The organism is Fretibacterium sp. (assembly GCF_057312375.1).
Window position 1 is genome coordinate 1 of the sequence record NZ_DBHLDX010000018.1, and the last position, 23,452, is coordinate 23,452.

At 64.5% G+C, this 23,452-nt stretch carries 21 protein-coding genes, 1 tRNA gene and 1 pseudogene; 17 read left to right on the forward strand and 6 right to left on the reverse strand.

Annotation, left to right across the window (positions count from 1 at the left end; all coding sequences use genetic code 11):
- Positions 1-130: 130 nt before the first annotated feature.
- Positions 131-832, reverse strand: coding sequence for a LexA family protein (locus ACO41U_RS04450; RefSeq protein ID WP_485941915.1), 702 nt, complete (start codon positions 830-832; stop codon positions 131-133).
- Between the two features lie 235 nt (positions 833-1,067).
- Between ACO41U_RS04450 and ACO41U_RS04455 the strand changes: the two genes are divergently transcribed.
- Positions 1,068-1,370: a hypothetical protein gene (locus ACO41U_RS04455; RefSeq protein WP_485941917.1), complete on the forward strand. Its 303-nt coding sequence runs from the start codon at positions 1,068-1,070 to the stop codon at positions 1,368-1,370.
- A gap of 31 nt (positions 1,371-1,401) precedes the next feature.
- On the opposite strand, the gene ACO41U_RS04460 is transcribed toward ACO41U_RS04455, so the two are convergent.
- Positions 1,402-2,673: an AI-2E family transporter gene (locus tag ACO41U_RS04460; RefSeq protein ID WP_298781601.1), complete on the reverse strand. Its 1,272-nt coding sequence runs from the start codon at positions 2,671-2,673 to the stop codon at positions 1,402-1,404.
- A 312-nt stretch (positions 2,674-2,985) separates the two neighbouring features.
- Here ACO41U_RS04460 and ACO41U_RS04465 point away from each other — a divergent pair, with 312 nt between their 5' ends.
- The 7 genes from ACO41U_RS04465 to ACO41U_RS04495 all read left to right on the forward strand — a co-directional run bounded on the left by ACO41U_RS04465 (position 2,986) and on the right by ACO41U_RS04495 (position 9,677).
- Positions 2,986-3,786 (forward strand): putative hydro-lyase, encoded by an 801-nt coding sequence (locus ACO41U_RS04465; RefSeq protein WP_485941919.1) that lies wholly within the window; start codon positions 2,986-2,988, stop codon positions 3,784-3,786.
- A 26-nt stretch (positions 3,787-3,812) separates the two neighbouring features.
- A complete protein-coding gene (gene pxpB, locus ACO41U_RS04470) occupies positions 3,813-4,544 on the forward strand; it encodes a 5-oxoprolinase subunit PxpB (protein WP_485941921.1) in 732 nt (243 codons plus the stop codon).
- Entirely contained in the window at positions 4,541-5,605 is a 1,065-nt protein-coding gene (locus ACO41U_RS04475) for a 5-oxoprolinase subunit C family protein (RefSeq protein ID WP_485941923.1), read from the forward strand. Before pxpB ends, ACO41U_RS04475 begins: the two co-directional genes overlap by 4 nt.
- A gap of 18 nt (positions 5,606-5,623) precedes the next feature.
- Positions 5,624-6,394, forward strand: coding sequence for a LamB/YcsF family protein (locus ACO41U_RS04480; protein WP_485941925.1), 771 nt, complete (start codon positions 5,624-5,626; stop codon positions 6,392-6,394).
- Complete coding sequence (locus ACO41U_RS04485; RefSeq protein ID WP_485941927.1) at positions 6,391-7,473, forward strand: A/G-specific adenine glycosylase; 1,083 nt, start codon at positions 6,391-6,393, stop codon at positions 7,471-7,473. The genes ACO41U_RS04480 and ACO41U_RS04485 overlap by 4 nt, the downstream gene beginning before the upstream one ends.
- A 93-nt stretch (positions 7,474-7,566) precedes the next feature.
- Positions 7,567-7,644: transfer RNA gene (locus ACO41U_RS04490), tRNA-Pro, on the forward strand.
- Between the two features lie 125 nt (positions 7,645-7,769).
- Positions 7,770-9,677: a YgiQ family radical SAM protein gene (locus tag ACO41U_RS04495; RefSeq protein WP_485941929.1), complete on the forward strand. Its 1,908-nt coding sequence runs from the start codon at positions 7,770-7,772 to the stop codon at positions 9,675-9,677.
- A gap of 10 nt (positions 9,678-9,687) precedes the next feature.
- Here ACO41U_RS04495 and ACO41U_RS04500 read toward each other — a convergent pair.
- Positions 9,688-10,545: pseudogene (locus ACO41U_RS04500) on the reverse strand (DMT family transporter); the annotation flags it as partial.
- Positions 10,546-10,779: 234 nt separating this feature from the next.
- Here ACO41U_RS04500 and ACO41U_RS04505 point away from each other — a divergent pair.
- From ACO41U_RS04505 to ACO41U_RS04530, 6 genes are all read left to right on the forward strand, one after another.
- Entirely contained in the window at positions 10,780-11,697 is a 918-nt protein-coding gene (locus ACO41U_RS04505) for a DUF4365 domain-containing protein (RefSeq protein WP_485941931.1), read from the forward strand.
- Between the two features lie 86 nt (positions 11,698-11,783).
- A complete protein-coding gene (locus ACO41U_RS04510) occupies positions 11,784-12,992 on the forward strand; it encodes an HD-GYP domain-containing protein (protein WP_298781610.1) in 1,209 nt (402 codons plus the stop codon).
- 114 nt (positions 12,993-13,106) lie between these two features.
- On the forward strand, positions 13,107-13,325 hold the full coding sequence (locus tag ACO41U_RS04515; protein WP_298781613.1) for a 4Fe-4S dicluster domain-containing protein: 219 nt from the start codon (positions 13,107-13,109) through the stop codon (positions 13,323-13,325).
- Positions 13,318-14,451, forward strand: coding sequence for a 2-oxoacid:acceptor oxidoreductase subunit alpha (locus ACO41U_RS04520; protein WP_485941933.1), 1,134 nt, complete (start codon positions 13,318-13,320; stop codon positions 14,449-14,451). The genes ACO41U_RS04515 and ACO41U_RS04520 overlap by 8 nt, the downstream gene beginning before the upstream one ends.
- Position 14,452: 1 nt before the next feature.
- Entirely contained in the window at positions 14,453-15,271 is an 819-nt protein-coding gene (locus tag ACO41U_RS04525) for a 2-oxoacid:ferredoxin oxidoreductase subunit beta (protein WP_485941935.1), read from the forward strand.
- A gap of 5 nt (positions 15,272-15,276) precedes the next feature.
- A complete protein-coding gene (locus ACO41U_RS04530) occupies positions 15,277-15,894 on the forward strand; it encodes a 2-oxoacid:acceptor oxidoreductase family protein (protein ID WP_485941937.1) in 618 nt (205 codons plus the stop codon).
- A 75-nt stretch (positions 15,895-15,969) separates the two neighbouring features.
- On the opposite strand, the gene ACO41U_RS04535 is transcribed toward ACO41U_RS04530, so the two are convergent.
- The 3 genes from ACO41U_RS04535 to ACO41U_RS04545 all read right to left on the reverse strand — a co-directional run bounded on the left by ACO41U_RS04535 (position 15,970) and on the right by ACO41U_RS04545 (position 19,322).
- Entirely contained in the window at positions 15,970-16,491 is a 522-nt protein-coding gene (locus tag ACO41U_RS04535) for a hypothetical protein (RefSeq protein ID WP_298781623.1), read from the reverse strand.
- Positions 16,492-17,319: a ParA family protein gene (locus tag ACO41U_RS04540; RefSeq protein WP_298781625.1), complete on the reverse strand. Its 828-nt coding sequence runs from the start codon at positions 17,317-17,319 to the stop codon at positions 16,492-16,494.
- A 74-nt stretch (positions 17,320-17,393) separates the two neighbouring features.
- A complete protein-coding gene (locus ACO41U_RS04545; RefSeq protein ID WP_485941940.1) occupies positions 17,394-19,322 on the reverse strand; it encodes a hypothetical protein in 1,929 nt (642 codons plus the stop codon).
- Between the two features lie 530 nt (positions 19,323-19,852).
- Here ACO41U_RS04545 and ACO41U_RS04550 point away from each other — a divergent pair.
- The 3 genes from ACO41U_RS04550 (at position 19,853) to metG (ending at position 23,452) form a co-directional block, all read left to right on the forward strand.
- A complete protein-coding gene (locus ACO41U_RS04550) occupies positions 19,853-20,809 on the forward strand; it encodes an exopolyphosphatase (protein WP_298781629.1) in 957 nt (318 codons plus the stop codon).
- Positions 20,810-20,916: 107 nt separating this feature from the next.
- Complete coding sequence (locus tag ACO41U_RS04555; RefSeq protein ID WP_485941942.1) at positions 20,917-21,471, forward strand: hypothetical protein; 555 nt, start codon at positions 20,917-20,919, stop codon at positions 21,469-21,471.
- Positions 21,472-21,499: 28 nt separating this feature from the next.
- Complete coding sequence (gene metG, locus ACO41U_RS04560; RefSeq protein WP_485941944.1) at positions 21,500-23,452, forward strand: methionine--tRNA ligase; 1,953 nt, start codon at positions 21,500-21,502, stop codon at positions 23,450-23,452.

Genomic DNA, 23,452 nt, shown 5'->3' on the forward strand with positions numbered 1-23,452 from the left:
GCGCTTCCTGAGTGACGACGTTCAGGCTGCGCGTCAGGGCCTGCCGTATTTAAAGCGGCAGGCCCTTGAAATTTTCGAGGACGCGCCACAGGACGTTCCCAAGCGGGGCGCTTCCCCTCTGTGGTAAAGCCTAAAAAATGCGGTTGGGCACCCCCATGTTGAGCCAGCGCACCACCTTGCCCAGGATCGTCAGAAACTCGACCTCGTCCCGCTCAATCCAGATGGAGCTGAAGTCCTTGTTGGCCGGGCGCAGCTCAATGCGTCCGTCGTTGTAGAAGAGGATTCCCTTGACGGAGCACCGGTCGTTCCACCGAACGTAGGCGATGTCCCCACTCCGCACCTCGGCGTTGGGGTTGACCAGGATCAGGCAGCCGTCCTGAATGTTGGCGCCGATCATGCTGTCCCCCTCGACCTTGACGAAGTAGGGCTTGGTGGGACCGACGGGCCCCCCCGTTTCAAGCGTGGGCCAGGGCATCCATTTCCGTGCCCCGGCCCTCACGTCGGACCAGTTGAACCCGCTCCCGGCGCAGGCCTCCTGGTCCAGGATGGGGAGGTATATCTGGGGCGGAACGATGGGCTCTGGCGTCTCCGCAGGGCCTCGTTCCCGCTCCCCCTCCACTGCGCCCGACACCAGGTAGGCCAGGGATACTCCCAGCTCCTTTGCGATCCTGGACTTCATGGAGTCCCGGATGCCAATGCTTCCGATCTCGTAGCGATACAGCGTGTTGGGCTTCACCCCAAGCCGCTCCGCCAGTTCGGGGCGCTTCATCCCAAGCGCCTTCCGCCGCGCCATGATGCGGGCGCCAATGCCCGCCTCCGCTCCTTCCGTCATTTCAGTCACCCCTTCCGCGCCCTGAGCGCGATCTGCCTTGCCAAGTCTGTAAGTCATTTTACAACGGATCTTGCATTTATTCCAACTATGCTACATAATACGTAGTATATTGAACGACGCAAGGGCACTATCGGGGACTACGGGACGGAGCGTTCGAGAAACCGCACCGACCGTTTGAGCTGCGTTGAAAAGCCCAGGCTGAGGCGTGGCCAGTTTATGAAGGAGGGGTTGTGACATGGCGAATGCGTTGGGTGGGGCGCTGGGGGTCCAACAATATGTGCTATTGTTTCTGTGGGGCGTGCTCCTCTGGGGCGTGTGCCGTGAGGTGCGGGATTTTATAGAGATGCCGCAGGGGAGGGAGAAGGCGGCCTCAAAGCCGCCGCGCCGCCCTCCACTCCGGAGGGCGGCGCGACCGAGGCCCTGCGGAGGCGGCTGGCTCCTCTGTCGAACGAGGAAAGAGAAGCGCTCTCGAACTCCGGAGCGCAAGGGACTCTTGAGGACGGACCCCTTTGTCGATCAGCGCTTCTTCAGGTTGTAGAGGCGTTCATCGGGGGCCGCCGTCTCCTGCGTCAGGCGTCCTCCTCGCGGTCCTTTTCAGCCCTGTGCTGCCTGGTGTCCTCCGCCTCCCGGTCGCTCTTCATTCGCGCCTTGCGCGCGTTCTCCCCGCTGCCCATGAGGATGGCGATGGGCTTCAGCGAGTGGGTGCTGGCGCAGATGATCTGAAGGATCGAGGCGATGGGGGTGGAGAGGATCGCCCCAGGAATGCCCCAGATGACGCCCCACAGGAGGAGGGAGAGGAGGATGATGACGGGACTCAGGCCGAGGCGGTCCCCCATAATTTTGGGGGTAAGGATGTTGCCGATGGAAACCTGCACGGCGGTCAGCAGGACGAGGACGAGGAGCGGCGTGGTGAGGCTGGTGGGGGATTGCAGGATCGCCATGACCACCGGCGGCACCGTCGCGATGATGGACCCGACGGTTGGGATGAAGTTCAGCAGGATGGTCAGAACGGCCCAGCCCGTCGCCAGCTCCACGTTGCAGATCGTCAAGATGACCCAGGCGCAGATTCCGGTCGCAACGCTGATGAGGGTCAGGGCGCCGAGGTAGCTGCTGATCTGGGAGGAGATCGTCGCCAGGATGCTCTTGACCGTTTCGCCGGTTCGGGCGCTGGGGCCGCGAAAGGCCTCGTCGATCTTATCGACGACGTAGGGGGCCTCAAGGAGCATGAACATCAGGAAGACCAGAGCGAGGACCAGCTTGCTCAGGAGGGTGATGGCCATCTCCGAGATGTAGCGCACGTAGGACGTCCAATCGGTGCGGAGCTTCTTCGTCAACTCCCCCATGAGGATGCTGCCCCCCGATATGGCGGGAGGAAGGGCATCGGCGGAGGTGGCAGCCGTCAGGATGAAATTGCCCCGCGGCACGTCGTCCCCCTCCTGCTCTTCGCTGCGGACGGAGGGGCGCGAGTTGGGAAGGAGGCCCAGGGACATCAGGGTGTTGGTGAACTTCTCGATGGTGGGCTCAAGGTCGGGGTAGAATCGCTGATAGACCTCGCCGAACTCCACGGCCTGGGACGCGACGAAGCGCACCCCAATGAGGGTCATGCAGAACAGCAGGACGAACACCAGCGCGATTTTGAGGGAGGGTGGCAGCTTGAGCTGATCCCCCAGCTTGAGGACCGGGCGAAAGATCTGCAGCAGGAACCATGCGATCACCAGGGGGATGAACACCCCGCTGGCCAGGTGGAGGACGAAGCCGAGCGCGACTGCGGTTAAAATGGTCATCAATCCAACAATGATCTTCATGTGCCTCAGCATGAACTTCGTGTTGTGCCACTTCATTTATAAATAAATCCCCCTTCGGGTCGTGTCGTCTTTTCTGGAAAAGTGTGCGAGGTTATCAGAACGTGGACCCGTAGGTCCCTGCTTTAACTATACACCAAACCCATTTAAAAGTGTAGCGCGAAAACGGCCGCGAGGCCCGTCGCGGCAATAAAATCCCATGGTGCCTTGCAGGGGGACAGGAGCGAGTATGAGGTTCCCTTCAGAGGGGAGATCGTCGCACCGGGGCGCCCGTCCTGTATAATAAAAACTTGAGCGGGCCGCTTTGGCGCCCGCTGTTCTTTAAGCTGTCCGAACGAAGGAGGGGATGAGGTGGCGGAGATTGCCGATTACGCGGAGGCCAGCCCGCGGGAGGTGCGGCAGATGATCCGCGACGGGAGATGGGATCGCCCCACGTCGGGCCTGTGCGTCGGGCACGTGCAGGCCAACCTGGTGGTCCTGCCCCGTGACCTGGCGTATGACTTTCTGGTCTTTGCCCAGAGGAACCCCGGTCCCTGTCCGATCCTGGACGTCACGGAGCCGGGGGATACGGAGCCGCGCGTCATTGCGCCCGGAGCGGACATCGCGAGGGACCTACCGCGCTATCGCGTCTGGAGGGATGGGCAGTGCACGGACGAGCCGACCGACGTGACGAGGTACTGGCGCAAGGACCTGGTGGGGTTCCTTCTTGGGTGTTCCTTTTCCTTTGAAGGGGCGCTCCTTCAGACAGGGATCGGCGTGCGCCACATCGAGTGCGGCTGCAACGTCCCCATGTACGTGACGAACATCCAGTGCCGTCCTGCGGGACGCCTGAAGGGGCCCATGGTGGTTTCCATGCGCCCCATCCCCTGCTCTCAGGTCGCAAGGGCCGTGCTCTGCACCGGACGCTTCCCCTCCGTCCACGGCGCGCCGGTCCACGTCGGCGACCCGTCGGCCATCGGCATTGCGGACCTCTCGAAGCCGGACTTCGGCGACGCGGTGGAGGTTCGTGAGGGGGAGACCCCCGTCTTCTGGGCCTGCGGCGTGACGCCCCAGGCGGCGATCATGGCCGTTCGCCCGGATTTCGCCATCACCCACTCTCCGGGGCACATGTTCATCGCGGACCCCGTGGACAGCGATTACGCGGTGTTTTAAAGGGGCAACAACTTGGTGGCGCTACGATGAACGCGAGGATCCTGCCCGCGGGGGAAACGTGCCTCTTCGTGGACTTCGGAGAGGCGATCGACCTGGAACTGAACGGCCGCGTTCAGGCGCTCAGGCGCGCCCTGGTGTCGCGCCCCTTCAGGGGGATGAAGGAGCTGGTCCCCGCCTACCGTTCCCTCGCCGTGTACTTCGACCCGTTGATCGTTGATCTGCCGGAACTGAAGGAGCGGCTGAAACAGGAGCTCGATGGCGTTGCGGCCTCCGCTGCGGAGAGCGCGCAGGAGGTCCGAGTCCCCGCGTTCTTCGGAGGGGACATGGGACCGGACCTGCCCGCCGTGGCGGAGCACACGGGGCTCGAGGAGAAAGAGGTCGTAAGACGCTACTGTGCCTCCCGCCTCTATTGTTTTATGAACGGCTTCACGCCGGGGTTTCCCTACCTGGGGGGCATGGACCCGTCGCTCAAGACCCCACGGCTCAGGACGCCGCGAGAGCTCATCCCGAAGAACAGCGTCGCCATAGGCGGCGCACAGGCGGGGGCCTACTCCATCGCAGCCCCGGGCGGGTGGCGGATCATCGGCCGGATCCCCTACGACCTGTACGACGCCTCCCGCGAGCCTGCCGTCGCCATTCAAGCGGGGATGTGGGTCCGTTTTTATCCCGTTTCTATGGCGCGCTACCGCGAGATCGAGGCAGCGGCCAGGCGTGGTGCCTACAGGATCGAATACCGCGAAGGGAGAGTTGAACGGTGAGGCTGGCAATCCAATCCCCCGGCGCGCTGACGACGGTTCAGGACCTGGGGCGGTGGGGCTTTCAGGCGATCGGAATGCCCGTCGGCGGCGCCATGGACGCCCCTTCGCTCGCCCGCGGCAACCTTCTCCTGGGCAATCCGACAGGGGCGGCGGCGCTGGAGGCCACGGCGTCGGGACCGTCCGTCCGCTTCGAGGGCGAGGGCGCCGTCGCCGTCACGGGCGGAGACCTGGCTCCCCGATTGAACGGGGCCTCGATCCCGAACTGGACGGTCGTCCTGGTGAAGGACGGCGACCTCCTCACCTTCGGCGGCATGGGTGGCGATGGGTGCCGCGCGTACCTCTGCGTCGCCGGAGGCATCGACGTTCCGCCGTTGATGGGGAGCCGCAGCACCTACCTCAGGGCGGGGATCGGGGGCTTCTGCGGGCGCAGGCTTGCAGCGGGGGACGTGCTCCCTGCCGGCAGGCCCTGGGGATCGTGGCGCCTCCTGGCAGGCGTCGCCTGTCCTGCGGAGCTTCGCCCGGATCGCGCTCCTGCGCCGCTTCGGACGATCCTGGGGCCTCAGGACGACCGCGTTGCACCGGAGGGCGTTCGGACGTTCTTCAGCGCGGAGTACAGGGTTTCCGGGGCTTCGGACCGAATGGGGTACCGCATGGAGGGCGGGGCGGCGATCGAGCTCACGAGGGGGCCGGACATCGTTTCGGACGGGGTCCCCATGGGAGCGGTGCAGGTCCCCGGCACGGGGCTGCCCATCGTGATGATGGCGGATCGCCAGACCACGGGCGGCTACGTGAAGATCGGCGTCGTCCACGCCTTGGACGTCGCGCGCCTCAGCCAGTGTCCTCCCGGCGCGTCAGTGCGCTTTGTGCGGCTCAGCCAGGAGGAGGGCATCGAGTTGGCGAAGCGGGAGGCCGCTGCCCAGGAGGCCTTGCGTCGGCACGTCGACGCTGCCGTTCGGAACGCGGCCGGAAGGGCGCAGGGGGCCGGGGAAGCGGCGTCGGGCAGGCTGAGGGTTTGCGTGGACGGAAGGGACTACTCCGTCGCCTGGGAGAGGCTTTCTTGAGGGGGGAATGGTGGGGCGATGGCCTGTAAGGTGGACCTGAACAGCGACCTGGGGGAGAGCTTTGGGGCCTGGAGGATGGGCAGTGACGAGGAGGTCCTGACCTTCGTGTCCTCGGCGAGCGTGGCCTGCGGATTTCACGCCGGCGATCCCATGGTCATACAGCGCACGGTTGCAGCGGCAAAGAGAGCGGGCGTCGCCGTCGGGGCGCACCCTGGGTATCGGGATGTCGTGGGCTTCGGGCGTCGCGCCATGGCCTGTTCGCCGGACGAGCTCTATGCCGACGTCCTGTATCAGCTCGGGGCGCTCCGCTCTTTTTGCGAGGCTGCCGGAACTGAGCTTCAGCACGTCAAGCCCCACGGCGCCATGTACAACCATGCGGCGAAGGACCTGGAGGAGGCCCTTGCCATCGCACAGGCCGTGAAGGACGCGGGTGGAGACCTCATCCTGCTGGGGCTGGCGGGCTCGAAGTTTGACGAGGCGGCGGATCGACTGGGCGTTCCCTACGCGGCGGAGGCCTTTGCGGACCGCGGCTACAGGGGCGACGGGACGCTCGTGCCGCGGGGGATGGAGGGCGCCTTCGTCCGCGACGAGGAGGCGGCCGCGAGGCGGGTGATCCGCATGGTGAGGGAGGGCGTCGTCGAGGCGGTCGACGGCTCGGAGGTGACGCTGCGACCCCAATCGATCTGCCTGCACGGCGATTCTCCGACGGCCGTGCGGATGGCGCGTACGCTTCGCGCGCGCCTGGTCGAGGCGGGAATCGAGATCGTCCCCCTGCGCGAGTTGGCGTGAGCCGCTGCGACGACGTCGGGGCCTCCGTGAACGCCGGGCTTGCTGCGGAGGCCCTCGTTGAGTGGTTCAAGGTTCACGCCCGCTCCCTGCCCTGGCGCGAGGGCTACGACCCCTACAGGGTGCTCGTTTCGGAGTTCATGCTCCAGCAGACCCAGATGGGCGCCGCGGTCCCTTACTTTACGCGCTGGATGGAGCGTTGGCCGAACCTCCCCTCTCTGGCTGAGGCGGACGAGTCTGAGGTCCTGAAGCTCTGGGAGGGGCTGGGGTATTACTCCCGGTGTCGGAACCTTCTGAAAGCGGCCCGATCCATGGTGGAGGCGGGGTATCGGGCGCCGCCCCCCGATGCGGCGAAGCTCAGGACCTACCCCGGAATAGGGGAGTACACGGCCGGAGCCGTGGCCAGCGTGGCCTACGACCTCCCCGTGCCGGCCGTCGACGGCAACGCGGAGCGCGTCATTGCACGCCTCTGCGACATCGAGGCCCCTGCGGGGAGCGCACCGCTCCGTCGCCGCGTCACGGCTTTCGCGTCCGACATGCTGCGGACCGTCAGCCCCAGGCTCCTGAATCAGGCGTTGATGGACCTCGGTGCCTTGGTCTGCACCCCACGAGGCCCGGACTGCGGCGCCTGCCCGCTGGCGGAGCCGTGTCTTGCCCGCCGCCGTGGTGCCGTGAATGAGCGCCCCCTGCCGCGCGCCCGTCCCCCGGTGTTGCGAGAGGAGGCCTGGGGGCTGATCGCCCTCTTTCGGGATCGGCTCCTGCTGCGCCGGCGCCCGGACAAGGGAGTGTGGGCCTCCATGTGGGAGGTCCCCTGGTTCTCCAGGACCACCGCGGGCTTCGCTTCGGACTTCCGGGCCTGGACGGAGGAGAACGGTTGGAGCCTGAGGGGCGATGTGCGGGAGCTGGGGGCGGTGAGCTTCTCCTTCACCGTCCACCGCGTCCGCGCGTGGGTGGTGGCGTGCGACCTCGATGAAGCGCCTCCGTGCCCTGACGGCTGGCGCCTCGCTGCGCTGCCGGAGGCCGACGCGCTCTCCCTGCCGGCTCCGAGCAGAAAATTTCTCAAGGTTTTCCGCGAGAGGTAACATTTGACGTCCGCCTCGAAAGATGGTAATATACTCGCCGTTGTTGATAGGGGTTCCGGTCGCTTGGCAGTTCGAGGCGGCGGGGACGCTTTTCGGGGCGTAGCGCAGTCTGGCTAGCGCGCTTGGTTCGGGTCCAAGAGGTCGGAGGTTCGAATCCTCTCGCCCCGACCATTGAGCAGTACGTGGAGGTTGGGGTTCCCCAGCCTCCTTTTTTGTGGTCCTTGATCGACCTGGGACCGACTTCTGGGCGGCGGGTTGGGCGTTGGAATCTTTGAAAGGGGTAGAGGGCAATGGCGATGGGCGGTTCCGCGCAGCGGCAGGCGAAAGTTGACTTTCTCCCCGTCTGCCGCGCGGACATGGAGGCGCGCGGGTGGGGCGAGCTTGACTTTTTGTTCGTCAACGGTGACGCTTACGTGGATCACCCTTCCTTCGCCGTCGGCCTGATCTCCCGCCTCCTGGAGCGCGAGGGGTATCGGGTCGGCGTCGCCGCCCAGCCCAACTGGCGTGGGGACGAGGACTTCACCTGCATGGGGCGCCCCCGGCTGGGGGTGCTGGTGGGCGCGGGGAACCTGGACTCCATGCTGGGAAAGCTGACCGCCGGGAAAAAGGCCCGACGGACGGACGTCTACTCGCCGGGGGGCGCCGTGGGGCTGCGGCCGGATCGCGCGACGATCGTCTACTGTCAGCAGGTCCGCCGGATCTTTGGGGACATCCCGCTGATCATCGGCGGCATCGAGGCCAGCCTCCGACGCCTCGTCCACTACGATTACTGGTCGGACTCCCTGCGGCGATCCATCCTTCTGGACAGCCAGGCGGACCTTCTGATCTACGGCATGGGGGAACGGCAGCTCTTGGAGATCGCGGCGATGCTGAAAAGAGGCGTTCCGGTGGGTAAGATTCGGGACGTCCGGGGCACCTGCTACGTGGCCGAACGCGGTCAGGAGCCCTCGGACTCCGTATCGCTCCCGTCCTGGGACGAGATCGTCCGGGACCGGCGGAAGTTCGCGGAGGCCTTTCGCCTCGCCTCGCTGGAGCAGGACGCACTGCGTGGCCGCACGCTCCTGCAGGGGCACGAGAAGGGGACCCTCGTTCAGCTTCCCCCTGCGCCGCCCCTGACGGAGGCGGAGATGGATGGCGTCTACGACATGTCGTACCTGCGCCGGTGGCACCCGAAGTACGATGCGCTGGGAGGGGTTCCGGCGCTCGCCGAGGTGAAGTTCAGCGTCACGAGCCACAGGGGGTGCTTCGGTAGCTGTGCCTTTTGCGCCATCCATGCCCATCAGGGACGAATCATTCAGGCCCGGAGCCACGAGTCCATCCTCCGGGAGGTCCGGGCCCTGACGAGGCTCCCGGACTTCAAGGGCTACGTCCACGACGTCGGCGGGCCGACAGCCAACTTTCGTCATCCATCCTGCAAGGACCAGCTGGAGCGCGGCGTCTGCCGCGGGAAGGAGTGCCTCTTTCCGACGCCCTGCCGTCGGCTCGACGCGAGCCACGAGGACTATCTCGCGCTGCTTCGGAAGTGCCGCGCCGTGCCGGGCGTGAAGAAGGTGTTCGTGCGCTCCGGGCTTCGATACGACTACCTGCTGTTGGACGGCGCACACGGGGAGGCCTTCCTGCGCGAGCTCTGCGAGCACCACGTCAGCGGTCAGTTGAAGGTGGCCCCGGAACACGCTTCGCCCGCCGTGCTGCGCGTCATGCGCAAGGGAAGCATCGAACAGTATCGAAGGTTTATGAAGCTCTATGAGGAGTGCAACCGGAAGCTGGGGAAGAAACAGTACCTCGTCCCCTACTTCATGACGTCGCATCCGGGCTCCGGCGTCAGCGAGGCCATCGAGCTGGCGGAGTTCGCCGCAGAACTCTCCTTCTGCCCCGAACAGGCGCAGGATTTCATCCCCACCCCCGGCAGCCTGGCGACCTGCATGTATTACACGGGGCTGGACCCCTTCACGGGTGCTCCCGTCCGCGTGGTGCGGAGGGAGTCGGAGCGGCGGGAACAGCGGGCGCTCCTTCAGCACCGGATGCCGCAGAACAAGCGCCTGGTCCTTGAGGTCCTCCGGAGGGAGGGGCGGACGGACTGTGCGGCAAAGCTGTATCCGGACGGACGGGGAGGTCATCAGGACGGCGCTCCCGCTTCAGGAGCGGCTCCAACTCGACGAGCAGGACGGAGAGGAAGATCAAAAGGCAGCCGAACAGCATCCTGAGGGAGGTGGGCTCGCCCAGGAAGATGACACTCCCCAGCAGGCCGAACACGGATTCGAGGCTCATCAGGATCGCCGCGTGGCTGGGCTTGGTGTACCTTTGAGCGCAGATTTGCACCAGGTAGCAGAGGAAGGTGCAGAACACGATCGCGAAGGCCAGCTCCGGCAGCCCGCGCCGCCAGTGGAACTGGAGCGGCCTCTCGAACAGGAGCGCGGCGGCCAGAGTTAGCAGCGAGAGGACTGCGAACTGCACGAAGGACAGGCTGATGGGGTCGCATTGAGCGGCGTAGCGGCTGATCGCGATGATCTGAAGGGCGAAGAACAGCGCGCACAGGACCGTCAGGGCCTCCCCTTTGCCGAGGGGCCCTGAGAGGTCCGAGGTGAGGAGGCCCATGCCGAGGAGGCACGTGCAGGTGGCCGCGAGGGTGTGCCATCCGGGGAACAGGCCGCGAAAGAACCAGAGGAGCAGCGGGACGAACAGCACGTAGGTCGACACCAGGAAGGCCTGCCTGCCTGGTGCCATGAACAGGAGCCCTAGGGTCTGGCAGAGGATGGCGCCGAACAGGGCGACGCCGATCACGATGCCGCCCGTTACCGCCTGTCGGGACATCCTGCCGATCCGTCTGTGGAAGAAGAGGAGCAGCAGGGCGCTGCCGCAGGAGAAGCGCAGGAACAGGAGCCAGTTCGGCGGGTAGATGTCGAGCAGCACCTTGACGACGGTGAAGCTGCCCCCCCACAGGAGGGCGCAGAACAGGAGGGCCAGGTCCGCGATCAGCGCTGCGGCGCGTGCGGATATCCTTCCTGGGGCCGCCTTTTCGTCCGTCGGGTTGACGATTCTTCCCTCCGTGGGTTGAGCGCGTTCTTTTTCCATGAGGCGTCCTCCTGCGGGCGTTGCAGCCCCTGCGTTTTTGTTTTGTGCGCCGAAGCCCGCGTTGATCGCGGGCGCGCATTGCCCTTATGGTTAAATTGATTATAATGTAATATATTCCGCGCTTCAACAGGGCGTAGGGCATTTCTCCCTATGGCAGGGCATTTGCGATGGGGTAAAATAGGGGCGGATTTTTGAAAAGCGCCCTATCAGGTGAGGTGGAGGCTGTTGAACGAGTTGGCCGATCGAATTGGAATTTATGCGGCGAGCCGCCTTTCCGCGCAGCTACCCGGGTTGATCTTTCGCGGGCAGCGCAGCGGGGATACGGGGCTGAACGCGCACCTGGAGACCGTTGAGGAGTATCCCAAGATGGGAAAGGTCGTCGGCCTTCAAATCCGTTCCGACGAGGACAAGAACGTGGAGCGCACGGCGCGGGGGTACGTCTGCCGCGGCGAGATGCTCCACTTTGCCTATTGGCTGCAGCACTCCCTGCCGGTGATCCTCATGGTCTACGAGCGGGAGCGAGACCGGCTCGTGTGGGAGGCCGTATCGGCGGAAACGATCGAGATATCCGGGGCGCAATGGAAGCTGCTCGTCCCCTACGACCAGGCGTATGGCGTGGAAACAGGGGCCCGCATCGCGGACCTGCCCTGCTATAGCCCTTACTTGGCGCGCCTGGCGCTGGATCGCCCGTGGATGCAGCTGATCGAGGCCGGGCGTGGCATCCTGCTGGAGATGGACGAGTGGCTGAACCAGCCCTCAGTCCGGGGTAACCTGCGCCTCTCCGTGATGACGGAGGACAACTCCGCGAGAGAGCTCGTCTTCGAGTGGCCCTTCCAGACCGATCCCGACATGCCCCACGTGTTTCGCCTGCCCTCCCTGTTCCCCTGGGCCCACATCGAGCCGGACCAGGCCTTTTACCGCGAGAGGCTGAGGGATGACCGGAAGGTCGAGGGCCTCTCTCCCTGGACCGTAGAGGCGGGGGAGATCGCGCGCTTCAGGCTGCGCCTTGCCCTGAACGAGCTTGGGCGCGCCTTTCTGGTGACGGAACAGTTTCTCAGGCGCGGGGAGTTCCCCGCCGCAGAGCGTGCCAGGGACTTTGGACAGGAGTACGAGAGGGGAATCAAATTCCAGCTCTACAAAGGGCAGGGATAAGTCGTCGTCTTTGGTTGGTGACTGCCGCGGGCGGGACGACGCGCAGAACGGCCAATCCCCAAAAATCACGATGCTGGAGAGCGAGGATGGGAGCTATAGAGAGCAAAAGGCCCGGTGACGCCGCGGGACAGGATGGCGTCGTGCGCGAGGTCGCCGTCGAAGAATTGGGGCAGTTTTGCGAGGGGCAGGCCGTGATCGCAAACGACATCGCCGGGGCGACCGGGAGCATCCTCATCTCCAGGGGAACTTCCCTGATGAGCGTCGCCTCCTCCATCGCCGGCCTGCAGAAGCAGTTGCGCAACGCGAACGTCCGCAGCGTTCGCCTGCTCCTTCCCAGCGGAGGGTCCAGGGATGAGGTCGAGTCCCTCGTTCGCGGCATCAAGCCGGGCATTGCTCCCATCGACGCCGAGCTGGCGCACCAGACGGTGAATCAGGTCGAGGACGTCCTGGGGCGGATTCAGTCGGGGAACTGTACGCCGGAGAACGTCCAAGACCTGGCGGACCGCGGCAGGGTCCTGGCCAAGCAGATCGCGAAGGCCCCGCAGCTGATGTTCTGCCTAGGGCACGTTCGGGACTGGGATGAGTACACCAGCGTACACTCCCTGAACGTTTCGCTCCTGTCGAGCTTCCTCGCCGATCGCATGTTTCCTGATCGTCCGGAGTTCGCCGAGTTTATGGCGATCGGGGGCATTTTGCATGATCTTGGCAAGGCGAAGGTCCCCCACGAGGTTCTGAACAAGCCGGCAAAGCTTACGGACGCGGAGTTCGCCGTCATGAAGCAGCACCCGACCCTGGGCGTCCAGCTGGCGGTGGAGAGCGGGGTGACGGACGAGCGCACGCTCACGGTGATCCGGGGGCACCACGAGCGCTATGGCGGCGGAGGATACCCCGACAGCCTGGATAAGAAGGACCTTCCCATTGAGGCGAGGATCGCGGCCGTAGCGGACGTCTTTGACGCGCTGACGGCCAAGCGCGTTTATAAGGACCCCATGCCGGGGCGCAATGCGATCGAGTTGATGACGGGGGCGATGGCCGCCCACTTTGACCCTGCGGTCATGCGCGTTCTGCTGCTGGCCGTGGGCATCTATCCTGCGGGGACGCTGGTCGAGCTGTCGGACGGGAGCGTGGGGGCGGTCATTGGCACTACAGGGACGGACGTGGTACACCCTCAGGTGGCGCTCCGCTACGATCGCTTTGGGAAGCCGGTGACGGACAAGACGGTCGTTCAAACGGGCTCCGAGTCCGGGGTGCTCGTCGTGCGTTCCCTCCAGACGAACGACAAGATCGGCTTCTGACGTGCTGGCTTTCTGCGAACGAGGGATGATATAGAGATGATGCAAATCCAAGTGGGGTGTTGTGCGCGGCCGCGGCCTGCGGCCCGCGTTTAAATACAGTGGGGGGGGTGTGTCTTGTTGGCGGAAAAGAAGAGTTTTAAGGTCGAGGTCAACAATGCGTGGTGTAAGGGGTGCTCCCTTTGTATCGGAGTCTGCCCCAAGTCCGTTTTAAGCCTCAGCGATCGCCTGAAATCGGAGGCGACGAAGCAGGAGGATTGCATCGGCTGTCGTCAGTGCGAGAACATTTGTCCCGATCTCGCTATCACGGTGAAGGAGGATAAGGCAAATGGCTGACGTCGCTTTCTGGCAGGGAAACACTGCGCTGGCCCATGGGGCCCTTGCTGCGGGCTGCAACTTCTTCGGAGGGTATCCCATCACGCCCTCGACGGAGATCGCGGAAGTGATGGCAGAAGAGCTGCCGAAGATCGGAGGGCACTTCATCCAGATGGAGGACGAGCTGGCCGGGATCGCAGCCGCCATCGGCGCCTCCATCGCAGGCGCCAAGGCGCTTACGGCCACCTCCGGCCCCGGCTTCTCGCTGAAGCAGGAGAACTTGGGCCTGGCCTATATTGCGGAGATTCCCCTCGTGGCGGTGGACGTCATGCGGGGTGGTCCCTCCACGGGGACGCCCACCAAGGTGGCTCAGCAGGACGTGATGCAGGCGCGTTGGGGCACCCACGGCGACCATGCGACGATCTGTTATTCTCCGTCGTCGGTACAGGAGTGCTACGACTTGGCGATCAAGGCCTTCAACGCGGCGGAACGCTTCCGTCAGCCGGTCCTGATCCTTGGGGATGAGGTTGTAGGGCACATGAGGGAGAAGGTCGTGAAGAAGGCTCCTGCGGAGGTCGAGATCGTGAACCGCGTCCGGCCGACCTGCGACCCGGCGAAGTTTACGCCGTACCTTCCGGACCCCGTGACGGGGGTCCCTCCCATGGCCTCCTTCGGCGACGGATACTCCTGGCACGTGACGGGCCTGACCACGAACGACTGGGGGTTCCCGACGAACGACAACGCGGAGATCGAGAAGAAGATCCTGCGGATGATGAGCAAGGTCTCCCGCGCCCGCTCCGAGATCGTGGAGTACGAGGCGGAGTACATGGATGGCGCGGACGTCGTGGTGGTGGCCTACGGCAGCGTGGCGCGGTCCGCTCTGCGCGCGGTGCGTGACGCCCGCAAAGCCGGCATCGCGGCAGGCTTCTTCCGTCCCATCACGCTCTGGCCCTTCCCGGACGAGGAGCTGCTGCGGGCCTCGCTGGGGGCGAAGACGGTCATCGTCCCGGAGTTGAACTGCGGCCAGCTCGTCCTGGAGGTGGACCGCGTGTTTCACGGCAGGAGCGACGTTCAGCCGTTGAACCTCGTGAACGGCGAACTCTTCAAGCCCTCAGAGATAGGCCGCAAGATCAAGGAGGTGGCTTAAGATGCCGAACGCAGAGGTTTTGAGCTGGGTCAGAAGCAGGTTTATGCCCCACATCTGGTGCCCCGGGTGCGGACATGGCGTCATCATGCACGCCATCATCCGAGCGCTGATCGGCATCGGAGCGGACCGGAAGAACACGGTCCTGGCTTCGGGGATCGGCTGTTCCAGCCGCATGGCGGGGTACATCAACGCCTGCACGCTCCACTCGACCCACGGCCGTTCCCTGGCCTTCTCCACGGGCATCAAGCTGCACCGGCCCGACCTGACGGTGGTGAACGTGATGGGCGACGGCGACTGCACGGCCATCGGCGGCAACCACTTCATCCACGCCTGCCGCCGCAACATCGACATCACGGCTATCGTCATGAACAACAACATCTACGGCATGACGGGCGGCCAGGCCAGCCCCACGACGCCCGTGGGAGCCTTTGCGACGACGACACCCTACGGCGCCGTGGACCCGACCTTCGACATCTGCAAGCTGGCGGAGGGGGCCGGCGCCTCCTACGTGGCGCGCACGACCATCGCCAACCCCAGACAGGCGGAGACCTTCATCGCAAACGGCATCCGCAAGAAGGGCTTTTCCGTCATCGAGATCGTGACGCACTGCCACACGCAGTTCGGGCGCAAGAACAACCGCAGGCTTCCCATCGAGAACTACAAGTACTTCAAGGAGAACTCCATCCCTCTTGCCCTGGCGAAGGACAAGAGCCCGGAGGAGCTGGCGGACAAGATCGTCTGCGGGGAGTTTGTGAACAAGGACACCCCCGAGTACACGGAGCAGTATAAGAAACTGGTCATCGATAAGGCGAGGGGGTAAGGACCATGGCTGATGAGAGATATGAGATTCGTATCGCCGGCTCCGGAGGACAGGGCGTCATCCTGGCGACGGAGCTGATCGGGCAGGCGATCACCTACCACGAGCCGGAGTTCTACGTGGTGCAGTCCCAGGCCTACGGCCCGGAGGCCAGAGGAGGGAAGTCCAAGGCGGAGGTCGTCATCTCCTCGAAGCCGATTGACTACCCCAAGGTCATCGCCCCAAGCCTGCAGATCATCCTGACCCAGGCGGCCGCGGACGAGTTCGCTCCCGACACCATGCCGGGCGGCCGCATCGTGTACGACGATTTCTTCGTCACGGAGATGCCCGGATTGAACCTGCAGAACGGGGCCGGCAGCGTGGAGGCCCACGGAGACATCGACGCTCGCGTCTACTCCCTGCCGATCATCAGGACGGCCCGCGAGAAGCTGGGGCGCGAGATCGTCACGAACATGGTGGCGCTGGGCTGCGTGGGACGGGTGCTGGAGCTTGAGAAGATCGCCTCGCCGGATTCCCTGCGCAAGGTCATTCAGGCTCACTTCCCGGTGCCCAAGATCGCGGACCTCAACGTGGCGGCCTTTAACGCGGGGTACGAGATATTCAAGAACAGCCCTCTTCCCGACTGAACCGGGTAAAAACTGTCGTTCAGACTTGCAAAGACGAATGAGGCCGACGCTTCTAAGCGCCGGCCTTCGCTTACCTCACGCGCGGAGCCAGAGGGTTGCCGCCCCGTTCTCGTCCCACTTTAAGATGGCCTTGGCGTCTGCCGTAAGCTGCCCGGCCGAGCGGACGGGGGAAAGCGCTGCCCCTTCGGACGGGAGCAGGTAGTAGGTGTAGCGGCTTGGGTCTGCCTCCGCGAAGTCCGCTCGCGCCGCCTCTGCGTCGAGAGGGCGGCGGGCGATCTCGGAGGCGGCTTGCAGCATCGTCTCCCACATGGGCCGATCCCTCTCGGACAGGAGGGCCAGCACCTCCTCCGGGGCAACGCCTTCAGGGACTTCCGGCTTCGGCCCCGCAACTTCTTCCCGAGGGGCTATGTCCTCTGCAGGGGCGACGGACGATTGCATCGTCTGAGCGGGCGCAGAGGGCTGTGTCGCTTCCCCGGTCCCCTTACGTTCTACGGTTTCCTCAGGCCCTGGCTCACGCTCCTCCTCGGCGGGGTCAAAGACCCGAATGACCCCCGTGCGCAGATAGTCCTTCAAGTCAGGCCTCTTTTTCCTGGACATCTAGTTTTCCCCCTTGTGGTCTGAGCCCTGCCAGGGGCGGGGCAACGGAGCAGCGGCGGGCGCTTCAAGTCCCTCGCACCGTTCGAGGAACTCTTCAGTGGCCGCCTTGTAGTCCTTGGCGCCCGTGGAGCTGGGTGCGTAGGAGAAGATGGAAAGCCCCAGGCTCGAGGCCTCAATCAGGCTGACGTTTTGGCGTATGTAGCTCTTGAAGAGCAGGCCGCCGAAGAAGTTCGCCACCTCCCGCTCGACCTCGCGGGCGATGAATATCTTCGGGTTGTGGCGGGTCATGAGGATTCCCAGGAGCGTGAGGTCAGGGTTCAAGCGCTCGTTGAACAGGGGGATGGCCTCGTTCAGTAGCCTCAGCCCCGCCAGGCTGTAGAACCCCCCGTCCATGGGGACGAGGAGGCGATCGGCCGCGGTCAGCACGTTGCGGGTGAACACGCCGAGCTGAGGCGGGCTGTCCAGTAGGACGTAGTCGTAGCGGCTGGGGGGGAGGGCGGCCATGGCGTCCCTCAGCAGCGTGTCGCGGCCGAAGGGCCCCTCCGGGTTCAGCTCCGCCATGATGAGGTCCAGGGAACTGGGGATGACGTCCACCCCTTCATGCACCGTTCGGATGTCGTCCCAGGATGCGTTCCCCGTGAGCAGGTCGAAGACCTGCGGGGTGTTGGGAGCGACGGTGACGCCAAAGCTCGTGCTCAAGTTGCTTTGGGGGTCCATGTCCACCACAGCGACCTTCTTGCCCATTCGGGCGAGGGCGACGGCCAGGTTCTGACACGCGGTGGTCTTGCCCACCCCGCCCTTCAGGTTGCAAAAGCCTATCGTCAGCAAAGGAAACACTCCATTCGTTCTTTGTGCAGGCCGCAGTCCACCATGGACGCCCCGAAGACGCCCGGACAGTCCCCTTATTTCCCCTTACCGGCCGGGGCAGTGGCGGCGTCCTCCTGCGCGGGAAGCTCCCCGCTGCGCGCCAGGAACGCCTCGACCTCCGCGTTGGGGTGGATAGCAAGGGCCTCCCGATAGCGCGCCATGGCCTCGGCGGCCTTCCCTGCGTTGAGGAGGGCGTTGCCCTCGCGCACCTTCGCGTTGGCCGCCTGGAGGGCGCGGCGGTCGTGCAGGATGGCCTCGACGCGCTCGACCCACGCCTTCAGTTCTTCGTTGGGGAAGATCGCCAGGCTCTTGCGGTAGAGGGGAGCGGCCTCCTCGAGGCGCCGGTTGAGGTACAGGGCGTCCGCCGAGCGCGCGAGACGAGCGGCATCCGCCCTCGTGCCGATGCCGAAGTCCTCCGGTCCGCGTGGCGCGGAGTCGGCGCTCACGACCCTCTCCAACTCGTCGATACGCTTCTGCGCCGCTTCCGTGTCCCACACCCTTCGGCTCTCAAGGTATCGGGTGAGGGCTCCCTTCGCGTCGCCCTTCTTGGCCAGGGCCTGTCCCTCCTGATAGAGGGCCGCGGCCTGTTTCTTTCGGCGCTCCAGGACGACGCGCAACTCTTCAATGTGTTGCTTCAATGCAGTGTCCGGGTTGCTCACGATGCTTGCAGAGTAGTGGGCGATGGCCCCCTCGATATCGTCGTCGCGCTCCATCGCGCTGCCCTCGCTCGCATAGCGGTTCGCGTCGGCCATGAGCTCAAGGCGCTGCCGAATGCGCGTCGTCCTCTCCTGGATGGCGTCCGAGGAGAGGACGGCGGCGGACTTCTCGTAATAGGTGATCGCGTCCTCGAAAAGCCCCTCCTGGTCGTAGGCGGAGGCGGTGTCGCGCAGCCACTCCGCCCGTTGTCGCTTGACGCGAAGCGCGTCGATCTCCTCCTCCTCCTTCCGGATGAGGGCCGTGCCCTCCTCGGTGGGCCACACGACCTGAGCCAGGCGGAGGCTCTTCAGGGCGTCGTCATGAAGTCCCTTTGCGATCTGACCCGAGGCCTTGTTGCGGAAGTCCAGCGCGCGCAGGAAGCGCGAGTGCTTGGTGGTCATCGCTCGAAACTCCTTCGCGATGTCCTGGTCCCTTGGGGCCGCCGCTTGAGCCTCGGCTCCCAGCTCCATGGCTTTCGCGTAGTCCTTTGCGTTCCAGGCCTCTTCGGCGCGCTCCCACGTTTCCCAGGCCTGGCGGGCCTCCTCCGACTCCTGCAGGACCGAGCTGGGCAGGGTGACGCCGATTGTGCTGCTGCCGCTCCCCAGGAGGACACCAGCCCCGTTGAACGCACTGACGGCGACCTCGCTGTCCCCTGCCTCGCTGCGAGCGATGAGGAGGTCAGCCCCTCCGTCCGCGCTCAGGACGGCGGTGGAGGGGTCAGCGGTCCAGGAAAAGGAGGCCTCCCCGTTGAAGGCGGGGACGAGCTGAGCTCGAAGCCTTATGGGGCGATTCGTCATGAGCGCGTCCTCGGACACGCTCGCCTTTTCCGTGGCGTCCCACAACGCGACGAGATCGTGCGAGGCAACGACGATCTCGATGGCGTACTCCTTTGGCGTCAACGTCATTTCGGCATCGCCCAGGGAGGCGCCGCTATAGTCGTGGACGATAGCCGTCACCGTGATGGGAAGGGTGTTGGCGGGGGTGAAGGCGCACTCACGCCCCCCTGCGCGCAGCAGGACGGGCTTGACGTCGCCGCTGATGGCCCACTCGATGACGGCGTCCGAGGGGACGGAGGTGGGGTCTGCTATGAGGACGACCTCCGTGCCCACGTGCGGCTCCTCCTCCATAAGGATGGCGGGCTGCGCCGCCTCCGCTGGGAGGCCCAGACGTGTCAGGCTGAGGGCGAGGACCACCATGAGCGCCGCAAATCGCTTTGCACTCCCTGAAAAAACGCTCGAAACGCAAAAAAGTCCTTTCATCGAGAGCATGAGGGATCTACTCCTTACGTCAAAAGGTCTGTGAGCCGCAGGGGCGGTCCGGAAAGCGGCATCCGTCGCCTCGGCGGGCTCGGGAACTTCTGTCCCCGATCGGGGAAGAGGGCGACGTGTAGTTATCTTCAATTTTACGCTATTTCAATTGGAAAATCCAACGGTTGCGTCGGTGGAGGACGGTGGACGGATGGCCGGGGCCTGCCCAGGCGCCGCGCGTTCCCTCAAGGAGGAGGAGGTCGGGCACAGGGGGGTTTCTTGAGTTTTTTCAAGCCTGCCGCATAGTCGCTTCGTTGGACAAGTCAGGCTGAGTACTTCCGCTTCCTTTGTTTTTGAGTTACAATTAGGCGGGCGGACAGGTTCGTCGACTGCTCGAGGATCGCCGGGGAGATGTCGGGCCGCAGGGAGTGCACTGCAGCGGCTTCAGGGATTGTCCACTGCCCCGCTTGTCAGACAGAGGATTGAGAGGGCCGATGCCGTCGGGGTGACGGGCGGCCGACGATTGACCATATACGCGGAGGTGAATGGATGTGCGGCTTCTGACACGATCCGACTTTGATGGATTGATGTGCGCGGTGCTCCTGAAGGAGTTGGATCTCTTCGACGATAAAAAGTTTGTACACCCCAAGGACATTCAGGACGGGACCATCGAGGTGAACTCCAACGATATCCTGGTGAACATCCCCTATGCTCCGGGGTGTGGCATGTGGTTTGACCACCACACGAGCGAGGACTCGCGGGGAGTGATGCACCAGTATAAGTACACGGGGGCGTCCTGGCCGGCGCCCAGTTGCGCGCGGGTGATCTACGAGTACTACGGCGGCGGTCGGGGCGCCCTCGTCCGCTTCAAGGACATGGTGGTCGAGGCCGACAAGTGCGACTCGGCGCACTTCTCCCGCGACGAGGTGCTGAACCCGCAGGGGATGGTGCTCTTGTCCTTCATCATGGACCCAAGGACGGGGCTGGGGCGCTACCGGGACTTCCGCATCTCGAACTATCAGCTCATGGACTGCCTGATCGACTACCTGCGCACGATGTCGGTGGACGAGATCATGCAGTTGGAGGACCTCCAGGAGCGCGTCCGCCTCTACAACGCCCACAAGGACCTCTTCGTCGAGATGATGAAGAAGTACTCCTGGACCCGGGAGGCCGCCGTGGTCACGGACCTGCGGGGAGTAGAGGAGACCTACGTGGGCAACCGCCACGTCATCTACGCGCTCTTTCCGGACCAGAACGTCTCCGTTCGCGTTTTTGACGGGAAGAACAAGGAGTTCTGCGTGTTCTCGGTGGGGTACAGCATCCTGAACCGCACGGCGACGGTGGACGTCGGCAAACTGATGCTGAAGCACGGAGGCGGCGGACACCGCAGGGTAGGCACCTGCCAGGTGCCCTATGGAGAGGCCGACGCGGTCCTTGAGGACATCCTGACCGAGATCAACAAACAGAACTGGCAGATGCTGAACATCACCGGCCTGGAGGAGGGCTAGGCGGGAACCGGACGCCAGGGCCCCGAGGGCGGATTTTCTCCCAAAGAAGGCGGCCCCGCTCCCGGGGCCGTTGTTTTGTCGGCGGACTCACGTTTTGGAGGCGTGTCATGTTATCCTCAGATTTTCTGATGGACCTCGCCAGGCGGATTCAGGAGGGCCTGAAGCTAACGGAGCAGGAGTTGCTCAGGCGGGCCTCGGAGCCCGCAAGCGAGGGCGACGCGGCAGGTTTTTCCCCGAACGAGGCCATTTCGGGCAGGTCGGCCGACCGCGATCTGGCGGGGAACTTCGCTAGTGCCATCGCGAAGTTGCTGGACGAGGGGGGCGTCTCCGAGGCGGACCTCGCGGAGAAGCTCGGGTGCCTCGTGGAGGACGTCCACGCCCTGCGCCGCAGGAGCCCGTCGCTCCCCAGCCGGGAGCTCCTGTCCGTGCTCGCGCTGAAGCTCGCGCTGACGCCGGAGCAGGCGAAGGACCTCTTCCTGGCGGCGGGCTACGAGTTCTCCAAGTGCGAGGTCAGCGACATCGTGCTCCTCTACTGTCTGGAACAGGGCGTCTTTGACATCGACGAGGTCAACGACGCCCTGACGTGCTTCAATCTAAAGAGGCTGTCGCCTCAGGCGGCCGTCGTGGAGTTGGATCGACGGGCCTGGGTAACCTTTCACTAAACGATAGAATACGTACGGAGGTCTTTTTATGGACGGAATGGACGAAAGGATTTTTTACATCACGACCCCCATCTACTACGTCAACGACGTTCCGCACATCGGGCACGCCTACACGACGATCGCCTGCGACGCCATGAGCCGCTACAAGCGCATGAAGGGCTGCGACGTGCGCTTCCTCACCGGCACCGACGAGCACGGACAGAAAATTCAAGCCGCGGCGGAGAAGAAGGGCGTCACGCCGCAGGACCTCGTGGACCGGATACACCTTAACTTCAAGGAGCTGTGGCGCGTCCTGAACATCAGCAACGACGACTTCATCCGCACGACGGAGCACCGCCACGTCCGCGTCGTTCAGGACATGTTCAAGCGGCTCATGGAGCAGGGGGACATCTACAAGGGGGAGTACGAGGGGAAGTACTGCGTCCCCTGCGAGGCCTACGTCCCGGAGTCCAGCATGGGACCCGGCGGCACCTGCCCGGACTGTGGACGCCCTCTGACGGTCATGAAGGAGGAGAGCTACTTCTTCCGCGGGTCACGGTACGTCCCGCAGCTGATCGAGCACTACGAAAAGCACGTGAAGGGCGTGATGCCGCGCATCCGCTACAACGAGATCATGAGCTTCCTCAAGGGAGAGGTTCGGGATCAGTCCGTGTCGCGGACGACGCTGAAGTGGGGCATTCCCGTGCCGGGCGACGAGAAGCACGTGATCTACGTCTGGTTTGACGCCCTGATCAACTACGCCTCGGCCATCGGCTACCTGGACGACCGGCCTGCGTTCGACCGGTACTGGCCTCACGTCCGGCACGTGGTGGGGAAGGATATCATCCGGTTTCACTGCGTGATATGGCCCCTGATGCTCCTGGCGCTGGGGCTGCCGCTGCCCGTTTCGATCGTCGCCCACGGCTGGTGGACCGTGGACGGGGAGAAGATGAGCAAGTCGAAGGGGAACGTGGTGGACCCCCGCAGGGTGGTGGAGGAGTACGGGCTGGACCCGTTCCGCTACTTCCTGCTGCGCGAGATCCCCTTCGGGCACGACGGGGACTTCTCCGAGGCGGCGCTCGTGGGGCGCATCAACAGCGACCTGGCCAACGACCTGGGGAACCTGCTGAACCGGACGCTCAAGATGATCCAGGACTACCGCGGGGGCACGGTCCCCGCGGAATCCCTTCGGGAGATGCCTGAGGCGCGCGATCTGCAGTGCCAGGCCCAGGCGGCGCTTGAAGGGACGGATGAGGCTATGGAGGACTTCAGCTTTGACGAGGCCCTGAAGCGGATATGGGCCTTCATCGGCCGGGCCAACAAGTTCATCGACGAAACCATGCCCTGGAGGCTGGCGAAGGAGGGGAATGGTGACGCGCTGGACTCCGTGCTGCTGAACCTCTATGAGGCGTTGCGGCTCTCGGCCCTGATGGTTGCCCCCTTCATGCCGGAGACCGCCCAGCGGATATGGGAGCAGCTCGGGCTTGAGGGTGACCCCTTGAAGTGTCTCTACGACGACTTCCGGTGGGGCGCCGCGGCGGGGACGCGCGTGGGGAGAGCGGAGGTACTCTTCCCGCGCATCGACGTCAAGGAGTGGAAGAAGGCCCACGGCGAGAAGGCCGTGGCGGCGAAGGAGGACAAAGCTATGACGGAGGAGCGCAGGGACGAGATCTCGATCGACGACTTCAGAAGGGTAGAGATGCGCGTGGCGCAGGTGGTCAAGGCGGAGGAAATCCCGAAGTCCCGAAAGCTCTACAAGCTGGAGGTGGACCTGGGCTACGAGAGGCGCACCGTCTGTTCTGGGATCAAGGCGTTCTTCACGCCGGAGGAGCTCGTCGGAAAGCGCGTCATCCTGGTGACGAATTTGAAGCCGGCGAAGCTCTGCGGGATCGAGAGCAACGGGATGATCCTGGCCGCCAGCATCAAGGTGGACGGGGAGAGCGAGGCCCTGACCCTCGTAACCCCGGAGGGGGACATCCCGTTGGGAAGCCTTGTGAGCTGA

What these genes read in the sequence shown, in the direction of transcription:
- ACO41U_RS04450 (WP_485941915.1), bottom strand. Translation starts at nt 832, where the DNA reads ATGACGGAAGGAGCGGAGGCGGGCATTGGCGCCCGCATCATGGCGCGG.
- ACO41U_RS04455 (WP_485941917.1), top strand. Translation starts at nt 1,068, where the DNA reads ATGGCGAATGCGTTGGGTGGGGCGCTGGGGGTCCAACAATATGTGCTA.
- ACO41U_RS04460 (WP_298781601.1), bottom strand. Translation starts at nt 2,673, where the DNA reads ATGAAGTGGCACAACACGAAGTTCATGCTGAGGCACATGAAGATCATT.
- pxpB (WP_485941921.1), top strand. Translation starts at nt 3,813, where the DNA reads ATGAACGCGAGGATCCTGCCCGCGGGGGAAACGTGCCTCTTCGTGGAC.
- ACO41U_RS04480 (WP_485941925.1), top strand. Translation starts at nt 5,624, where the DNA reads ATGGCCTGTAAGGTGGACCTGAACAGCGACCTGGGGGAGAGCTTTGGG.
- ACO41U_RS04495 (WP_485941929.1), top strand. Translation starts at nt 7,770, where the DNA reads ATGGGCGGTTCCGCGCAGCGGCAGGCGAAAGTTGACTTTCTCCCCGTC.
- ACO41U_RS04510 (WP_298781610.1), top strand. Translation starts at nt 11,784, where the DNA reads ATGGGAGCTATAGAGAGCAAAAGGCCCGGTGACGCCGCGGGACAGGAT.
- ACO41U_RS04520 (WP_485941933.1), top strand. Translation starts at nt 13,318, where the DNA reads ATGGCTGACGTCGCTTTCTGGCAGGGAAACACTGCGCTGGCCCATGGG.
- ACO41U_RS04525 (WP_485941935.1), top strand. Translation starts at nt 14,453, where the DNA reads ATGCCGAACGCAGAGGTTTTGAGCTGGGTCAGAAGCAGGTTTATGCCC.
- ACO41U_RS04530 (WP_485941937.1), top strand. Translation starts at nt 15,277, where the DNA reads ATGGCTGATGAGAGATATGAGATTCGTATCGCCGGCTCCGGAGGACAG.
- ACO41U_RS04535 (WP_298781623.1), bottom strand. Translation starts at nt 16,491, where the DNA reads ATGTCCAGGAAAAAGAGGCCTGACTTGAAGGACTATCTGCGCACGGGG.
- ACO41U_RS04545 (WP_485941940.1), bottom strand. Translation starts at nt 19,322, where the DNA reads ATGCTCTCGATGAAAGGACTTTTTTGCGTTTCGAGCGTTTTTTCAGGG.
- ACO41U_RS04555 (WP_485941942.1), top strand. Translation starts at nt 20,917, where the DNA reads ATGTTATCCTCAGATTTTCTGATGGACCTCGCCAGGCGGATTCAGGAG.
- metG (WP_485941944.1), top strand. Translation starts at nt 21,500, where the DNA reads ATGGACGGAATGGACGAAAGGATTTTTTACATCACGACCCCCATCTAC.